Annotated in this window: 16 protein-coding genes; 6 read left to right on the top strand and 10 right to left on the bottom strand. The window is 42.4% G+C overall.

Translation table 11 applies throughout. The features are described from left to right. Position 1: 1 nt before the first annotated feature. Positions 2 to 1,234, bottom strand: coding sequence for an MFS transporter (locus ACVC7S_RS04890; RefSeq protein WP_316584470.1), 1,233 nt, complete (start codon positions 1,232 to 1,234; stop codon positions 2 to 4). A gap of 172 nt (positions 1,235 to 1,406) precedes the next feature. Here ACVC7S_RS04890 and ACVC7S_RS04885 point away from each other — a divergent pair, with 172 nt between their 5' ends. Next, positions 1,407 to 1,904 (top strand): helix-turn-helix domain-containing protein, encoded by a 498-nt coding sequence (locus ACVC7S_RS04885; protein ID WP_447266463.1) that lies wholly within the window; start codon positions 1,407 to 1,409, stop codon positions 1,902 to 1,904. A gap of 153 nt (positions 1,905 to 2,057) precedes the next feature. Here the strand turns inward: ACVC7S_RS04885 and mutL are convergent, their stop codons facing one another. Further along, positions 2,058 to 4,007, bottom strand: coding sequence for a DNA mismatch repair endonuclease MutL (mutL, locus tag ACVC7S_RS04880; RefSeq protein WP_447266396.1), 1,950 nt, complete (start codon positions 4,005 to 4,007; stop codon positions 2,058 to 2,060). A gap of 313 nt (positions 4,008 to 4,320) precedes the next feature. On the opposite strand from mutL, the gene ACVC7S_RS04875 reads away from it, so the two are divergent. After that, a complete protein-coding gene (locus ACVC7S_RS04875) occupies positions 4,321 to 4,761 on the top strand; it encodes a LytTR family DNA-binding domain-containing protein (protein WP_447266395.1) in 441 nt (146 codons plus the stop codon). Further along, positions 4,758 to 5,216 carry a DUF3021 domain-containing protein gene (locus tag ACVC7S_RS04870; protein WP_096408517.1) on the top strand — a complete coding sequence of 153 codons (459 nt, stop codon included), beginning with the start codon at positions 4,758 to 4,760 and terminating at the stop codon, positions 5,214 to 5,216. Before ACVC7S_RS04875 ends, ACVC7S_RS04870 begins: the two co-directional genes overlap by 4 nt. A gap of 38 nt (positions 5,217 to 5,254) precedes the next feature. On the opposite strand, the gene mutS is transcribed toward ACVC7S_RS04870, so the two are convergent. Both mutS and argR read right to left on the bottom strand, forming a co-directional pair. After that, the gene (mutS, locus tag ACVC7S_RS04865; RefSeq protein WP_447266394.1) at positions 5,255 to 7,789 is read right to left on the bottom strand and encodes a DNA mismatch repair protein MutS; all 2,535 of its coding nucleotides are present in this window, start codon (positions 7,787 to 7,789) and stop codon (positions 5,255 to 5,257) included. A gap of 50 nt (positions 7,790 to 7,839) precedes the next feature. Further along, positions 7,840 to 8,286, bottom strand: a complete 447-nt coding sequence (argR, locus tag ACVC7S_RS04860) for an arginine repressor (RefSeq protein WP_096408522.1) — start codon at positions 8,284 to 8,286, stop codon at positions 7,840 to 7,842. A gap of 156 nt (positions 8,287 to 8,442) precedes the next feature. On the opposite strand from argR, the gene argS reads away from it, so the two are divergent. Then, positions 8,443 to 10,131, top strand: a complete 1,689-nt coding sequence (gene argS, locus ACVC7S_RS04855) for an arginine--tRNA ligase (RefSeq protein ID WP_447266393.1) — start codon at positions 8,443 to 8,445, stop codon at positions 10,129 to 10,131. Positions 10,132 to 10,698: 567 nt separating this feature from the next. Then, on the top strand, positions 10,699 to 10,944 hold the full coding sequence (locus ACVC7S_RS04850) for a hypothetical protein (protein ID WP_000084851.1): 246 nt from the start codon (positions 10,699 to 10,701) through the stop codon (positions 10,942 to 10,944). 109 nt (positions 10,945 to 11,053) lie between these two features. Here ACVC7S_RS04850 and nrdI read toward each other — a convergent pair whose 3' ends face one another. From nrdI to ACVC7S_RS04825, 5 genes are all read right to left on the bottom strand, one after another. Continuing rightward, the gene (gene nrdI / locus ACVC7S_RS04845) at positions 11,054 to 11,518 is read right to left on the bottom strand and encodes a class Ib ribonucleoside-diphosphate reductase assembly flavoprotein NrdI (RefSeq protein ID WP_447266392.1); all 465 of its coding nucleotides are present in this window, start codon (positions 11,516 to 11,518) and stop codon (positions 11,054 to 11,056) included. Between the two features lie 76 nt (positions 11,519 to 11,594). Next, complete coding sequence (locus tag ACVC7S_RS04840) at positions 11,595 to 12,128, bottom strand: ABC transporter permease (protein ID WP_447266391.1); 534 nt, start codon at positions 12,126 to 12,128, stop codon at positions 11,595 to 11,597. A gap of 59 nt (positions 12,129 to 12,187) precedes the next feature. After that, positions 12,188 to 13,474: a response regulator transcription factor gene (locus tag ACVC7S_RS04835; RefSeq protein ID WP_447266390.1), complete on the bottom strand. Its 1,287-nt coding sequence runs from the start codon at positions 13,472 to 13,474 to the stop codon at positions 12,188 to 12,190. 11 nt (positions 13,475 to 13,485) lie between these two features. Further along, positions 13,486 to 15,156, bottom strand: a complete 1,671-nt coding sequence (locus ACVC7S_RS04830; protein WP_000800566.1) for a sensor histidine kinase — start codon at positions 15,154 to 15,156, stop codon at positions 13,486 to 13,488. Then, entirely contained in the window at positions 15,134 to 15,748 is a 615-nt protein-coding gene (locus ACVC7S_RS04825; protein ID WP_049536854.1) for a YesL family protein, read from the bottom strand. The genes ACVC7S_RS04830 and ACVC7S_RS04825 overlap by 23 nt, the downstream gene beginning before the upstream one ends. A 133-nt stretch (positions 15,749 to 15,881) precedes the next feature. Here ACVC7S_RS04825 and ACVC7S_RS04820 point away from each other — a divergent pair, with 133 nt between their 5' ends. After that, on the top strand, positions 15,882 to 16,451 hold the full coding sequence (locus ACVC7S_RS04820; RefSeq protein WP_061407485.1) for an MptD family putative ECF transporter S component: 570 nt from the start codon (positions 15,882 to 15,884) through the stop codon (positions 16,449 to 16,451). Positions 16,452 to 16,479: 28 nt separating this feature from the next. On the opposite strand, the gene ACVC7S_RS04815 is transcribed toward ACVC7S_RS04820, so the two are convergent. Continuing rightward, on the bottom strand, positions 16,480 to 17,172 hold the full coding sequence (locus tag ACVC7S_RS04815) for a methionine ABC transporter permease (protein ID WP_220106705.1): 693 nt from the start codon (positions 17,170 to 17,172) through the stop codon (positions 16,480 to 16,482). Between the last annotated feature and the right edge of the window lies 1 nt (position 17,173).

Here is a 17,173-nt window from a genome sequence, read left to right as displayed (position 1 = left end):
TCTATAATTGATTTGCAATTCCTTGTAAATGCGCTGCTCTGATGATAAGAAGCAACCCAAGTACTGCACACACAATAAAAACGAGCCAAACACCTACAGCACCTGTTGCAGCGCTGATAGAAATCATCGCCCCCGCTAAAATAGACGCTAAAGGCTGCGCCATATTAAGGAAACCTGAGTAGGTTCCGAGCTTATTCTCATTCATCATTTCCGCCCGCAAAACTTGGCTTGGTGGCATGCAGATGAGTTCCCCCATAGTATAGAGAATGGCTAGCAAAAACAGAGCCCAGAAACTCCTGAAGACAATGGTGAAAAGCATACCCAAGTCAAAGATAATACTTCCCAATAAAAACTGCGGTATGATCTTCATTTCCTTGGTCAAACGATTGGCAGTCGTTATGAAGCAAACAATAATCAGGGTATTGATAAAAACCATGATACTGAGCATCTTAGCTCCTGAAATATGAATACCGAAAACACTACTCGCGATGAATGACTCTTTCAAATGAACGGGTATATAATTGTCAATTTGCAACCAGATAACACCATTAAATACAGTCCCTAACGTATAAAGTAGGAAAATTTTGTCCTGAAAAACAGAAACATAATTTTTCACAGTTGCCAAAGGACTGCTACCATGCTCAAAGACCAGATTAGCTGGCTTGCTTTCTGAAAAATATTTCCAAGCGAGGAAAAAATTCAAGAAGCTAATCACCGTCAAAACCAGAAGCAGCTCAAAAAAATGGTGGTCGTAAAAGAAACCTGCAAGCCCTGCTCCTAACATAACGGATACATTGACAAACCAATAACTAATCGTATAAACGAAACGGCGATTTTGCTCGTCGGTCAAATCAATAATCATCGCATCAATAGCCGGCCAAGAGAAAGTTCCTGCGGTCTCTGCCAGCAACATTCCGACAAAAGTCAAAAAGGGAAAAATATGATTAGGCATATTTGCCAGCAGCACAAGAAAGTAGCCACTAGCAAGACCAAAGTTTCCCCAGTCAATGACTTTCTTACGTCCCCAAAGATCCGCCAAATGTCCACCATACAGTCCAGCTAAAAAACCAATGAGTTTGGTTGTGATCATCAATAACCCCGCCCAAAAGGCTCCAAAATATTGAACATAGTACATGGCCATAAAAGGAGTAATGGCACTCTCTAAAATCCGTGCTACAAAGCTCATCCATTCCCGCATTTGAATTTGCTTGGGGAGGGCAAAAAATTCTTTCATCTTTCATTCCTTTTTCATAATTTCTTCGCTTTTTCTTACCTAGTATATCATATTTTTTTGCTGAAAACTGCAAACACAAGTGCAACCTCTGGTTGACAAATAGTACAGGAGATTGTATTCTCATTATAAGTAAAAATTGTTAGGATAGAGGTAGAAAAAGGAGGATAGAATGATGAAACTCGCAGAAAAACTATTTGAACTCCGAAAGGAAAAAGGTTGGTCCCAAGAAAAGCTAGCAGAACAAATCAATGTTTCTCGGCAAAGCATCTCCAAATGGGAGTCTGGACAAGTCCTTCCTGAAATTGAAAAAATCATTGAAATAAGCAAGATTTTCCAAGTGACAACTGACTATCTACTACTGGATAAAATCTCTGAAAAAGCTTCCACAGCAGTGATTTTGGAGGAAGACAAGGATAAATACTATAAAAAGGTTAAATCCTTTGGTCTCTGGCAAGTGATTTATATTTTTGTATTGGCTCTGGCTATCTATCTCTTTTTAGCCGGTTCTAGTTTTCCAGCTGAATTCACCACTTGGATCTGGCTAACCTTCGTTCTCTTAATCGCTTCTGCTGTCGCTATCAATAAGGTTCTCAAAACCAAACAACGTTATCTTGATAAGGTCATTGGTCTTGAGAATCATTCAGACCATGACGACTCTACAAAATCTTGAATCACCTAGTTCAGTTTTCACAACACTTTTTATAGGACTGGTCTTGTCAAGCAAGTGTAAACCTCGTGTCAACTTGCCCATGTCCAATCAAAGTTCCCACTTTGGAAAAACTAAAAAGCCTTGTTCGAAAAGGAACAAAGGCTTTTTGTGTTCTTAATATTTTCCCAACTCACGAAGACTGGTATGATTTTCCTGAATGCGTCGGAACATCTTTTCCATATCCGACTTGGTGAAATGCACCAAAACAGGACGTCCATGCGGACAGTTATAGGGGTTGTCACATTGGGAAAGCTGATAAAGGAGCTGTCTGGCTGAGTGGTCATCGATACGATGGTTGGCCTTGATAGACCGCTTGCAGGACATCATGATGGCTAGCTCTGCTCGGTATTTCTTGATCGAAACTTCCTTGGTCAAGAGCAGCATGTCGCACATTTCATAGATACCTGACTCAATCTCTTCTTCTGCCATCCAAATAGGATGTTCACGCAGGATGAATTGATTTTCTCCGTACTCTGCTAGAAAGACGCCCGCTTCCTCTAAAAGAGGCATTCTTTCCCTGAGACGAAGGGCATCATCCACTGGGAATTCAAAGATGTAGGGCACTAGGAGTTGTTGCTGACTCTGGTCAACATTGCCGATGCTTTCACGGTATTCCTCGTACTTGACTCGTTCCTGAGCCGCGTGCTGGTCTATGATGTAGAGTCCATCTCGCCCCTGGGCAAAGAGATAGGTCCCGTGCATCTGTCCGAAAAACTCCAACTCTGGGAAGCTGGATGATTCTTCTCGCTCCAGCTTGTCATAGGCTTTATCGAGACTGGCTAAATCTAGTTCTGGATGGTCCAGTTGGTCATAGCTAGCTGGCTTTCTCTCTGCAAAATGCAGTTTTGCAGGCTTGGTCAACTGGTCCAAGGTTTCCTTGGCAAACAAGGTTAAATCCTGCCTTTCCTCAGTCAAGTCTACTTGATGGTCTGAAACCTCAACTTGACTGGGTTTTGAGAGTTCTGTTTTTTCATAGTAGAGCGTATTTTCTTTGAGTGGGAGAATGGTCTGCTCCACCTTTTGACGATTACGCACGGTCGACTTGGCAAGATTTTCTAAAGCATCTGGAATCAAGGTCTGTTCCTTGAGACTCTTTGCGATAGCTTCTGAGACAAGTGCCATCAGCTCTCTTTCCTTAGAAATTCGCACCTCTTGCTTGGTTGGATGCACATTGACATCCGCTAGATAAGGGTCGATATGGATATGAATCACGGCCAGCGGAAAACGTCCCACCATGAGCTTGCTGCCATAGCCATCAAGAATAGCACGATTGAGCAGGAAATTCTTGATATAACGGCCATTGATGAAGAGACTGATATAGTTGCGGTTGGCACGAGTCAACTCAGGCAAGGACACAAAACCTGTAATTTCAAAGTCTAGATCCGAATTCTCAATGGCTATCATCTTCTTGGCACTTGCCAAACCGTAAATCCCAGCAATGGCTTGACGCAGTTGACCCGTACCAGCTGTTCGGGTCATTTCCTTGCCATCACTAATCAAGCTAAAAGAAATCTCAGGATGAGCAAGGCCCAGACGGTTGACAATATCGATGATATGAGACAGCTCCGCTTGCTGGCTCTTCATATACTTGAGACGGGCAGGCGTGTTGAAAAAGAGGTCCTCCACACAAACCTTGGTTCCCACAGGACTTGTCGCTGGGATGATTTCTTCGACTTGACCTCCACGCGCGACGAGCTTGGTCCCATGACTCGCGCCATCCACCGCCGTCAACAGAGTCAGCACACTGACAGAAGCGATAGAGGGCAGGGCTTCACCTCGAAAACCAAGCGTCCGAATCCGAAAGAGGTCTGCTTGATTTTTTATCTTACTGGTTGCATGACGACGTAGGGCCAATTCCACCTCATCGTGGGCAATTCCATGACCATTATCTGTGATTTGAATCTTCTTAAGACCAGCTTCCTCAATCTCAATGATAATCTGACTTGAGCCCGCGTCAATGGCATTTTCTACCAACTCTTTGACCACACTGGCAGGACGTTCAATCACTTCTCCTGCCGCTATCTGGTTTGCCAGTACCTCTGGCAATTCAACAATATGAGACATCTTTCAGCCCCTTTCTGTATCTATTTTCCTAGAAATTGATTAGTGCTATTATACCATATTTCAGATGTTACCAGAAAAAGCAAATGCCACATAGACGCTAAATCTGTGCACATAGGCAAAAGCTCTTGCCATGGGTCGTAAAATAGTGGTATACTCAATAAAAATCAAAGAGCAAACTAGAAAGCTAGGCGCAGACAGTACTTTAGTACGGCAAGACGACGCTGACGTGGTTTGAATTTGATTTTTGAAGAGTATTAATAAAGGTGTACAAGAAGTGAGATTAACCTTGTATAACTGAAAAGGAGGGAAATTTATGAAAGTAGAACTACAGATTAAGGAGACTTACGAGGAGGAAAAGCTGATTGTCCAAGCACCTCAGCCGACCGAAAAAGTCCAGAAAGTCATCGAATTCGCTGAAAATCTTGACCAAAAAGAAACAATCAAAGGAAAGATTGATGATCAGGTCTATCTAGTTGAAATTGGCAAGATTCAGCGCTTCTATATCGAGAATCGCAAGGTTCTAGCAGAAACTGCTAGTCAGACCTACAGTATTGATTTGCGACTCTATCAGGTTCTTGAAATGCTGCCGACCACTTTTATCCAAATTTCCCAATCAGAAATCGTTAATATTGACGCTATCTCTCATCTCAAACTAACCCCCAACGGTCTGGTTGAAATTTTCTTGAAAAACGAAAGCTTCACCTACTCTTCACGCCGTTACCTAAAAACCATCAAGGAGAAATTAGAACTATGAAAAAACAAATCTTTCACGACGCAGCTGCTGGCGTCCTCATCGGCCTCATCCTCTCTATCCTCTTTTCACTCATTTATGCACCAAATACCTATGCCCCACTGAGCCCCGAGTCTCTAGTCGGACAAGTGATGGTGGAACATCAGGTTCACGGTGCTCTGGTCTTGCTCTACTGTATGATCATCTGGTCAGCTATCGGTGTTCTCTTTAGCTTTGGCGGTCGCTTATTCAGCCGTGACTGGAGCTTACTCCGTGCGACGCTTTCCCATTTCTTCCTCATGCTGGCTGGCTTTGTCCCACTGGCAACTCTAGCTGGTTGGTTCCCCTTCCACTGGACCTTCTATCTCCAGCTCATTCCAGAGTTTGCGATTGTCTACCTTATCATCTGGACTATCCTCTATAAAAGAGAAGCTAAAAAAGTGGACCACATCAATCAACTTTTGGCCCATAAAAAGTAAAGAAAAACCCACTCACAAATACATGAGTGGGATTCTTTTTATAATTTTTGTTTGAACTCAACTAAGACATTCATAGCCTGCATAGGTGTCATGTTGTAAACATCCAGTTTAGCTAATTCTGCTAGGATAGGATGTTCTGCTGGCGTATCAAAGAGAGAAATCTGTTCCGTGACGGTGCTAGTTTGCCTCATCGGAGTAGGACTTTCTTGCCCCTGACTCTCCAGTTGCGTTAAAATCTTATCCGCTCTTGCTAAAAGTTCTTCTGGTAAGCCAGCAATTTTAGCAACATGGATACCATAGGATTTATCAGCAGGTCCGGGTTCAATCTTGTGAAGGAAGGTCACCTGCCCATTCTGCTCCAAGGTTGCCACGTGAACATTGACCAAGTGCTCCAAACTGGACTCCAGACTAGTCAACTCATGGTAGTGGGTCGCAAAGAGGGTTTTGGCTCCGATATGTTCATGAATGTATTCGATGATGGACTGGGCAAGAGCCATGCCATCATAGGTTGCCGTTCCCCGTCCCAATTCATCGAAGAGAATGAGTGAGTCCTTGGTCGCATGCGAAATGGCATTGTTGGCCTCCATCATCTCCACCATAAAGGTTGATTGACCTGAAACCAAGTCATCTGCCGCTCCGATGCGAGTAAAGATGGCATCAAAAATCGGTAAGTAGGCGCTCTCAGCAGGAACATAGGAACCCATCTGGGCCATCACCGCCGTCATGGCTAGTTGGCGCATATAGGTGGACTTCCCGCTCATGTTAGGTCCCGTAATCAGTTGAATGCTGGTATCTTCTGACATCTGGATGCTGTTTGGAATGTAGGTCTGCACCCCCATAACCTTTTCAACGACCGCATGGCGTCCTTTCTGGATAGCGATTTGTGAATCCTCTCCAAACTCAGGTCGAATCAAATGCTGGGTTTCAGCCACAACTGCCAGACTTTGCAAGACATCAACTGTCGCAATTCCTTGGGCTAGAGCCTGCAAACGCTGGATGTACTTGCTGACTTCCTCACGGATACGCATAAAGATTTCATACTCTAGGTTGGCTGACTTTTCACGCGCCTCCAGCATATCTCCCTCGATACGAGCTAATTCCTCGGTACCAAAGCGTTCAGAGTTTTTCAACGTCGCCTTGCGGAAAAAGTGGGCTGGCACATTTCCCAGTTGCGAATTGGTCACATGGAAATAATAGCCGTCTTTTTTATTGTAGTCAATCTTGAGCGTGCTGATGCCAGAGTTTTCTCTCTCCTTAGCCTCAATCTCTGCAATCCAGCTCGTACCTTCTCTGAGGACACGACGGTATTTATCCAAGGTCTCATCAAATCCCGTACGGATAATGCCACCTTCCGTAATCACATGAGGAGCTTCAGGAGCAATCGCTGCGCTAATCAAACTCTCTAACTCTGGAATGGCATCCAACTGTGCGATGAGATAAGCTAAAGCAGGCTGCTCCATTCCCTCTAAAATCGCTCGAATCCGTGGCACACTAGATAAGGTAGTCGCCAATTGCAAGAGATCCTTGGGATTGGTCTTGCCAAAAGAAACACGACTAGCCAAGCGTTCGATGTCATAAACACCCTTGAGACTGTCTGTCAAATCACTACGCTCAAAGAAATGGTCAAGAAAGACCTGCACCACCTCTTGACGCTGGACGATTCGTTCCTTATCAATCAAGGGACGATGGATCCAAGAGCGCAAGAGCCGCATGCCCATAGCTGTTTTGGTTTCATCCAAAAGCCAGAAAAGACTCCCCTGCTTCTTGCCTGAACGGGCATTCTCAACCAAATCCAGACTGGCCTTGGTCGCATAATCCATCTGCAAGAAATCTTTGATTTCATAGCGGATAACTGGTTTGAGGTGGTTCAATTCCCGCATCTGGGTCCGATGAACATACTGGAGGAGCTTACTAGCTGCCGCTTGCTCCACAGCTGCCAAACGTGGATCCAGTAAATGAATATCCTCAAAGCCTTCCTTCTCATAAGAAAGTACCAGATTCATCTGACGGCTGAGGATTTGCTCCTCTTCTTCAGACAAGTCATAACCCAGCACCACTTCTCGCGCCTTGAGGTTACGAATTTCACCACAAACTAGCGTGAAATCCAATAAGCCTGTCACATAAAAGTCACCCGTCACCAGGTCCATATAAGCCAGACCAAACTGACTGCCATCACGATCTAAGGCAACCAAGAAATTATTCTGACTATCGGGCTTACTGCTATCAACTACTGTACCAGGTGTTATGACCTGGACCACCTCTCGCTTGACAACCCCGACCGCTTGTTTGGGATCTTCCATCTGTTCTGCAATGGCAACTTTATAGCCCTGTTCAATCAGAACATCGATATACTGCTGGGCAGAATGATAGGGGACACCCGCCATGGGTATCGGATTTTCTGCATTTTTATTCCGACTCGTTAAGGAAATTTCTAAAATCTGTGCTGCATTGATTGCATCTTCATAGAACAACTCGTAAAAATCACCCATCCGAAAAAGCAAAAAAGCATCTGGGTATTGCTTTTTAATATCCACATACTGTTGCATGCCGGGTGATAGCTTTTCTGTTGCCATTTTCCGTCTCTCCTTGCTAAAAATAAGTCTTGAGAGCAACTCCCAAGACCTTATTTATCTTTCATCAAATCTAGCAAACGATCTTCCATCAGCTTGGCAACGTGCTGGTCTCGACAAATAACCAATAAGGTATTAGCACCAGCAACCGTTCCTAAAATCCATTCATCCTTGTTTGCATCTACAACGTTTGCTAAGACTGCCGCTTCCCCAAGTTTTGTATGAAGTACCAAGGTGAATTCTGCTCTTGCAACTCCTTCTAAATGATGAGACAAAAACTCAACTAAATCAATCTTATCTGTCTCATTTGCTAGTACATAATACACCATATCATTTTTCTTGATCTTGGTCAAGCCGATTTCACGCAAATCACGTGACAAAGTCGTTTGCGTCACATAGACATTCTGAGCTTCAAGACGATCTTGAATCTCTTTTTGTGTTCCAAGTTTTTCTTCAGCGATCATCTTTTTAATCAACTGATGCCGTTCTCTTTTTCTCATATTATCCTCTTAAGCGAATATTTATAACAAATTTTACATTTATTCTATAACTATATTATACCAAAAAAAATAGAGAATTCAAAAAAATTCTCTTCTTTCTCAAAAAATGTAGTAAATTGTGTTAAAATAGAAGAAAAGCCCAAAAGGAGCCTACTTATGAATACAAAAAAACTGATTGCTAGCGAATTGGCTAGCGTCATCGATAGCCTGGACCAAGAGGCTATTTTCAATTTACTAGAACAACCTAAAAATTCAGATATGGGAGACGTCGCTTTCCCTGCTTTCTCATTAGCAAAAGTCGAACGCAAGGCACCGCAAGTGATTGCTGCCGATATTGCTGCAAAGATCAACAGCCAAGCCTTTGAAAAAGTGGTGGCAACAGGTCCTTACGTAAACTTTTTCCTTGATAAATCTGCTATTTCTGGTGCAGTTATCAAAGAAATCATCGAAAAAGGTGCTGACTACGCCCAACAAACGGAAGGCCAAGAGCAAAATATTACGATTGACCTTTCTAGTCCCAATATCGCCAAACCCTTCTCAGTCGGCCACTTGCGTTCAACAGTTATCGGAGATGCCCTCTCTAATATCTTTAAGAAGATGGGCTACAAAACCATTAAAATCAACCACCTTGGAGACTGGGGGAAACAGTTTGGTCTTCTCATGGTTGCTTATAAGAAGTGGGGTTCTAAAGAAGCCATCGAAGCCAACCCAATCGATGAGTTGTTGAAACTTTACGTTCGCATCAATGCCGAAATCGAAACTGACAAGGCTCTCGACGATGAAGGTCGCCTCTGGTTCAAAAAACTAGAAGATGGTGATCCTGAAGCAACTCAACTTTGGCAATGGTTCCGTGATGAAAGTTTGGTCGAATTCAACCGTATCTACAAACTACTCGGTGTTGAATTTGATAGCTTAAACGGTGAAGCCTTCTACAATGACAAGATGGATGAAGCCGTACAAATCTTGGAAGAAAAAGGTTTGCTAGAAGAGTCTCAAGGGGCTTGCATTGTCAACTTGGATGATTTCGATTTGCCACCTGCTATGATTAAAAAATCAGATGGCGCTACTCTCTACATCACTCGTGATATCGCAACAGCCATCTACCGTGCTCGTACATACAACTTTGTTAAAAATGTCTATGCTGTCGGCCAAGAGCAATCTAACCACTTTAAACAGTTGAAAGCTGTCTTGAAGAAAATGGGATTTGCTTGGAGTGACGATATGGTTCACGTTGACTTTGGTCTTGTAACCAAAAATCGCCAAAAACTCTCTACTCGTAAAGGAAACATCATCCTGCTCGAGCCAACTCTCCAAGAAGCCATCACTCGTGCTAAAGCTCAAATCGAAGCGAAAAATCCTGACCTTGAAAACAAGGATCAAATCGCCCAAGCTGTTGGGGTTGGAGCTGTCAAATTCTACGACCTGAAAACTGACCGCAGAAATGGTTACGACTTTGACCTAGAAGCAATGGTTTCATTTGAAGGTGAGACTGGGCCATACATCCAATACGCTTACGCCCGTATTCAGTCTCTACTTAGAAAAGCTGACTTCCATCCAAATGCTCAAGAAAGTTACAGTCTAAATGATGCCGAAAGCTGGGAAATCATCAAACTTCTCCAAGACTTTGCCCGTGTCATCAAACGTGCTTCTGACAACTATGATCCATCGCTCATTGCTAAGTATGCAATCAGCTTGGCGCAAGCTTTCAATAAATACTATGCTCACACTCGTATCTTGGATAAAAGCCCAGAGCGCGACAGTCGTCTGGCCCTCAGCTACGCAACCGCAGTCGTCCTCAAAGAAGCTCTTCGTTTGCTCGGAGTAGAAGCACCAGAGAAGATGTGATTCAGTACTAACAATTGGAACTAAAGTTCCTAATTGTTAGACGCTAGCCGCTATATGCAGACTAGCTAACTGCTTCACTAATTCACCTAACCAAATAATATCGATTTGGTTAGGCTCATGTCGTAATCTTTTAATCACTTTATTGTAAAGCAGTCTAAGTAACTATCACCAAATCCTATACAGACTTTGGCTTGGCGCTTCACTAATATCTCGAAACAAATAATATCGATTTGTTTCGAGATATGTCGTAACTATATGGCGAATTGCTTAAACGCTTTACTAATGCGTCCCAACAAATTATAGTGATTGGTTTAGACGCATGTCCTAATCACTCAAATAACTTAATCATAAAGCATTCTAAGTAACTAAGCCAAAATCCTATACGGACTTTGGCTTGGCGCTTTACTAGTCTTCATTTCAACTGGACGGACTTTTCAGTTAAAGGTCCACATTGTCTGGTTTTAGCTATTGGATACCCGTTCTGCTCGCCTAGTGACTTAGTTGAAAAGCGAAATTTCTTTCGCTTTTCTTATGCCTTCAATTTTTTATCAAATCAGGGGAGATTTTATGAGCCAGTACGCTTATATCTTAGTTCTTATCAGTCTTGTCGTTCTTTTTCTCATCAATAAATACGAAAAAGAAAAACTTCAGAAACTTCTTCAGGAGCAGCTTTTAAAAGACGAAACTTTCAAAGCAGATATCCACGAAAGAATCCAAACAACAGAGAATATCAACGATGTCATCGCCTACATCAACAAGGGCTATCGTTTGGGACTCATGCTTTCCAAGGAAATCACTGATCAACTCAAATAATCAAAATCCGAGAAGTCTTCTTCTCGGATTTTTCTCTTCTTCATGAAACGGCTAAAGATTCCTATTAGATTTTAAATAAATAAAGTAGAAGAAAAAGCTAGGCCGAAGCTTAACTTTCCAATCCATATAAGTCCGCGATAATCGCTGCAACCTTTTTAATATCTCCCAGCATGCCTCTCATTTCAAAATCTGCTAGAACAGGGAAACCAAAACGTTGGCTGTACTGCTTGGCAGTCAAACAGTATTGATTATTAAAATTGCGATTACCAGATCCCACTACACCAAAACACTTACTAGCATTGTCTCCATAGGCGATAAAATCACCCACTGGAGTCGTCAGGATCTCAACATCGCCGTTGTCGACACCATTTCCACCTTCTAGATAGGTTGGTAAAAAGGCGACATAAGGATGGTCCATCTCAAAGAAATCTTTCCCTTCCTTGACCAAATCCTTGATATGGATCTTTTGGACCTCAATCCCTTTGTGCTGGGACAGGAGATAGTCCTTGAGTCGGCTTACAAAACTCTCTGTATTCCCGCTCAAACTGATATAAACTAAGGATATTTTTTTCATATTGACCTCGATTTTTATTTTTGGATATTAAAAGAACTACCAAGATTGTAACTTGATAGTTCTCTTTTGTCAATACTTAGGCAACTTCCTCTGCTTCGGCTTCCTCAGCCAAATCTTTTTGTTGGCGCCACATCTTGTAAAGGACTAAAGCTAAAAAGAGGACATTGATAATCATGAACAAAATAACGGTTCCTTTTGCTAATGTGCCTATTCCTAAGCCTAGGGTATCATCTTTGATCAATTGAATTGCATCTTGAATGTTCACAAAAGAATAGACCAAACCAACAATCGCTAGCAAAAGATAGCCAAGATAAGCATAGTTGGCAAATTGGACGTTTTTACGAACTAAGAACACAAAGGCTACCACAACTAAAATAGCAGATAAAACAATCAAAACTACATTAAAAATTGAGTGCGATGATGCTGTTACTTGGTAGGTATAGTTAACCGTGTCTTCTATTTGCTGAGCAGTAAGAGATCCACTATTAGATAGACTCGCACGAAGAACTTCTTTGCTAGGGACTGGGCCCAAGATGCCAAATAATGACGAAGCAGAAATGAGTGCGGATAGGACTAACAAAATCCAGAGATAAATTGGTTTCTTTTTCATATTTTCCTCCTATAAAACCTTTTGGACATTATAGCATTTTTCGTACAGAAATACAATTCTTACAGGCCTGTCTCGACTTGTTTTCGGTAAGCTTTTGGTGATTTTCCGCACAATTTACGGAAAACTTTGTAAAAATAGCCGACATTACTGTAACCAACGGCATAGCAAACATCTTCAATACTATCATTGGTTGAAAGCAAGAGCTGTTGCGCTGCCTTAATTCGCTGTTTGTTGAGCAGTTCTGCAAAGGTCGAGTTGGTTTCTCGCTTAATCAGCTGACCGAGGTAGACTGGGTTAATAAAGAGATCCTTGCTAATATCCTTAAGTGAGAGCTCTTTTTGATAATCGCAGCCGATCACCTCTAGAACACTGACCACATTTTCATTCATCCGATACTGGCCAAAGAACTTAGTCAAGGTTGCTTTGATGTAGGCAACCAATTCTTCAAAGGAGTTAATAGCATGGATGGCTTTGACAATCTCTGTCATATCATCCGCTTTTAGATGCTCAAACAAGTGGAAGACATCCATGACAAATTGAGTGAAGAGTTGTTTGGTGATAGCCACGCGCGGTGTATTCTCTAAGACAACCTTCTCCAGCAGGGTCAATTCTTCGATGATTTGATTGATATTTCCTTGGATAATCACGCGATAAATCGGTTCGTAATAAGCAAATAGACTCTCGGATTTTTCTAGATTGACAGAACCGTAAAAGAGGGCTTTTTCTGCGTTGATCTTCCATTTTTCAAAGGCTTGTTGGTAGGGTGCTACAAAGGGCGTTACTACGATTCCATCTAGTGGTTGATCAGAGATGAAAATCTGCCAGTCTTGACCTAAAACATAGTAAGGAATAGTGAAAGAACCTTGTTTTTCCTTGGAAAGACCTATCCACCAGTTGTCTTTACCTGCTAAGAAGTTGACAAAGCCTTCTTCATCCAATTCTTGGCTGAGAGTCTGACTCTGCACCACTTTTTCCTGAAGTTGGCTCGCAATTTTTTCTAATAAATGACTCAACTCCACCTTATCCACTGGCTTCACCAGATAATCCACGACACTCAGGTTCATTGCTTTCTTGACATAGTCAAACTCCTGATAGCCAGATAGCAAGATATAATAGGCATCTGGGAGAATCTCCTTCATCTCCTTGATCATCTCCAGTCCTGTTTTATCGGGCATATTGACATCCGAAATAATCACATCAACCGGATGATGCTTGACATAACCTAGAGCATCGTCAGCATGATTAGCTGTTGCGACGACTTTCATATCCCATTTTTCAAAGGGAATCAAGCGCTTGAGCCCCTCTGTCACCATGTACTCGTCGTCTACTAATAAAACTTTATACATTTCTACCCTTTCTATTCATCCTGGATAGTGATTCGATAGCGAACACCTTCTTGCTCAGCTGACTCTACACGGATTTGGTAGCGATCCCCAAAATAGAGGACAAAGCGTTCGTGCACATTCACTATTCCGATTGACTGTCGCTCGCCGCTGTAGCTTGCTTCGTGCTCAAAACTTCTCTGAGCTAATTTCTCTTGCAAGGCAGCTAATTTTTCAGCAGGCATGCCACGACCATTGTCTACCACTAGAATTTCAACAAATCCCTCACCCTTCAAGACCTTGATGCTGATGACATTGTCTGTTCGGCGGTGGTCAATACCGTGGGCAAAGTAATTTTCGACCAATGGTTGGAGCGTAAACTTGGGAATCTTCATATTTTCTAATTCTGGCGCGATCTTAAAGCCATAAGCTACTGACTTTGGATAGCGAACCATACAGAGATAACTGTATTTACGACAAAATTCTAGTTCTTGTTGCAAGGTCGTTTCACGCTCATCGGAGATATTGTTACGCAACAAGCTACTAAATTCATAGATAATATCCGCCAGCTCATCTTGGCTTTCCATCACCGCATACATGCGAAGAAATTCCAATGTATTATACATAAAATGCGGATTAATCTGAGCTTGCAAGGCTCGCATATTGGCATCTTTTTGGCTAAGTTCCAACTGATAAATATCGTGGATATTTTTTTCCAGTCGATCTAACATATCATTGGTTGTTTCTGAGATAAGGAGTAACTCCTGATCTTTCTCAGAAGTATCGATGCGAAGTCCCTCTTCTCCTTGAGCAATAACCTGAATAGACTCGACCAAATCCACCACCTGCTTTTGATATTTTGAAAAGGTCTGTCTCAGAGTGATATACAAAATGATGATAAAGAGAATACTTAGTCCAATAATGACAGCAGAACTAGTCAACGTTCCCTTAAGAACAAAATCCTTAGGGACGGCTACACGAACTTGATAGCCATGAGAGGTGACTCCTACAAGCCAGTTCTCCCGCTCTGCTGACACCTTCTCCCCAAGCTGAAACATCTCCGTATCAAAAGGCGAAGTCACCGTCACAGCCATTGGGGTGTTGCCTCGGGTATTGTCAATAGCTCCACGCAAGACATCTGGGGATAAAGAGATGTAGATCACTCCTAAATCCTGATCAGAAACGGGATCGGATACAGGAATGGCAAAACTATTGGGAGCTGGTTTGAAATTTTCTGCTGGAATTTTTTCTCCACTTCGTTTCCCTCTAGTTGAAACAAAAACTTCTTTGTAATCTTGGAGGACAATTGCCACCCCTGTCACAAAATCATTGCGAACATAGAGATCGTCGATATTTTCATACAAGGATACCGAGATATAAGGAGAAGCCTTGCGCTCTAATTGCCAATAAAAATAGTCTGGCGTACTGAGACTAAAGTACTTGTAAATCCCTTCGATACGAGCCTGATTTTCAACCAAAGTCTGGGCAAGCCGAGTCGACTCTCTATGGTAATATTCAATCTCACTTACTGTCCGAGTCGTCACGCGTTGAGCTACTCGCTGAGCTTCTTTCTCGCGCGAATCCCAGTCAGCATAGGAAATCATCACCGCAAAACTAGCAATGATGATGATCATAACGAGGCTATAAATTCGTAAAAGAGAGTGAAGCCAAAATTGCTTCATTCTATTTTGTCGCCAATTTTTCATGGATACTTTCATAAATAGGTTCCAACATATCACTGATAAAGAAATGCCACACACCAATTCCTACAAAAAAGAGGAGAGCAGGCATATAGTAACCAACTCCTACAAGCAAGCCTGTGCCAATCAGAACCTTGGCGATTGCTGGCAAGCTCATGAAAATCCCAATAAGGGACAATTTCACGGTATTTCGGTAGGATAAATCAAAATATACCTGAAGTTTCAAGGAAACAGTATAGGCTAGAAAGACAAGGGCCACTACAAGAACATTAAGAAAGGTTGCCAAGAGATGAAAAATAGTCTGATGGGGCAATTGAACCAAAAGATACAGACCATAAACTAATACTAGATCTACAAATACAAAACTATAGAAAGCGAGGTTGCTCTTGACAAAGTTACTCTTATAGAGTTCCCAAGCTTCTTTCAAACTATAAGCTCGATAAGTATAACCGTGCTCAGCATATAAACTCATAAGGGTTGCACTAGCTGGTGCCAAACCAAAGACCACACCTCCTGCTAGTGTGAATAACCAGAAAAAAGCCGTCACAATCATTCCTAAAAAGAAACGATTAAAGACGAATTCTAGAAATTTTCCCATGATATCCTCCTTCAAACAACTGTGTAACTATTATATCATATTTCAAACGTTTTCAAAAATATAGAGTGTCCATTTACAATCCTCTAAAAGCATGATACAATTGATTTTGTTAGTCTATATTAAGGAGAAACTCATGAAGAAAAATATCTTAACCACCCTCTTAGCTGTCGTCCTCTATTTCCTCTGTCTAGGGATTGGAGTAGTACTTGGACACCTGGTTGACTCAACGGGCAATATGTTCTATGCTCCGGCTTTTTCAGCCCTTGTTGGGGGGAGCGTCTACATGTTTCTTCTGGTAAAAGTTCCTCGCTTTGGTGCCATTTCCACTCTAGGGCTCTTTATGGCTCTCTTCTTCCTAGCTAGTAAACACGGCGCTGGAGCCTTTCTACCAGCTATCGCCTGCGGTCTTGCAGCAGATGCCACCGCTCGCCTCGGTCACTATCAGGATAAGATTAAAAATCTTTTCTCCTTCCTAGTCTTTGCTTTTAGCACAAGTGGTCCTATCCTCCTCATGTGGATCAATCCAGCATCCTACGAGGCAGCTCTCCTCGCTCGTGGAAAATCTCAGGAATACATTGACCGTATCATGGTCGCTCCAGAGCTAGACAAAATTTTTCTCTTTGTCGCAAGCATTCTCCTTTGTGCCTTGATTGGTGCTTTGCTTGGGCAAGTCATTAGTAAAAAGTTTACACACAAAATCTAATCACTAAAAAAGAGCCCTTCGGCTCTTTTTATTTATGACTTAATTTCTTGGTCAAGAAATCTCCCAAGAACTGGATTGTAAAAATAATCAAGATGATAATGATGGTCGCTAAGATGGTCACATCGTGATTGTAACGGTTGAACCCATAGGCAATAGCCACATTACCGATACCACCAGCACCAACTGCTCCCGCCATAGCTGTTTCACCAACAAGGGAAATCAAGGTCACAGTCGTCACACGAATCAAATCTGGAAGACCTTCGGATAGGTATACCCCAACGATATCCCAGAAAGTCGCTCCACTAGCTTGAGCCGCTTCAATCACACCACCATCCAACTCAGCCAAGACGACCTGCACCTGACGGGCAAAGAAGGCAAATACCGCAAAAGAGAGTGGGACAAGGGCTGCATTTGGCCCAATACTAGTCTTAACAATCAAGTGAGAAAGTGGTGACAAGATGGCCAAAAGGATGATGAAGGGAACCGCACGAAAAATTGAGGTAATCTTGTCTAAAATCCAGAAAACGACCTTGTTCTCCAAGACACCGCCTGGCGCTGTCAAGACAAGGAAAAGACCTGCAACGAGCCCCAGGAACCCTCCGATAATGAAGGAAAGAACTGTCATATAAAGAGTAAGGTAGATGGCTGTTCCCCAGCCTGCCTGACCAGACCAGCCCATCTTATAGACATTTGGTAAGTAAGTTTGAATCAAGTCTGTCATT

The organism is Streptococcus sp. Z556, from assembly GCF_053010225.1.
This window is presented reverse-complemented; position numbering and strand designations above follow the sequence as displayed.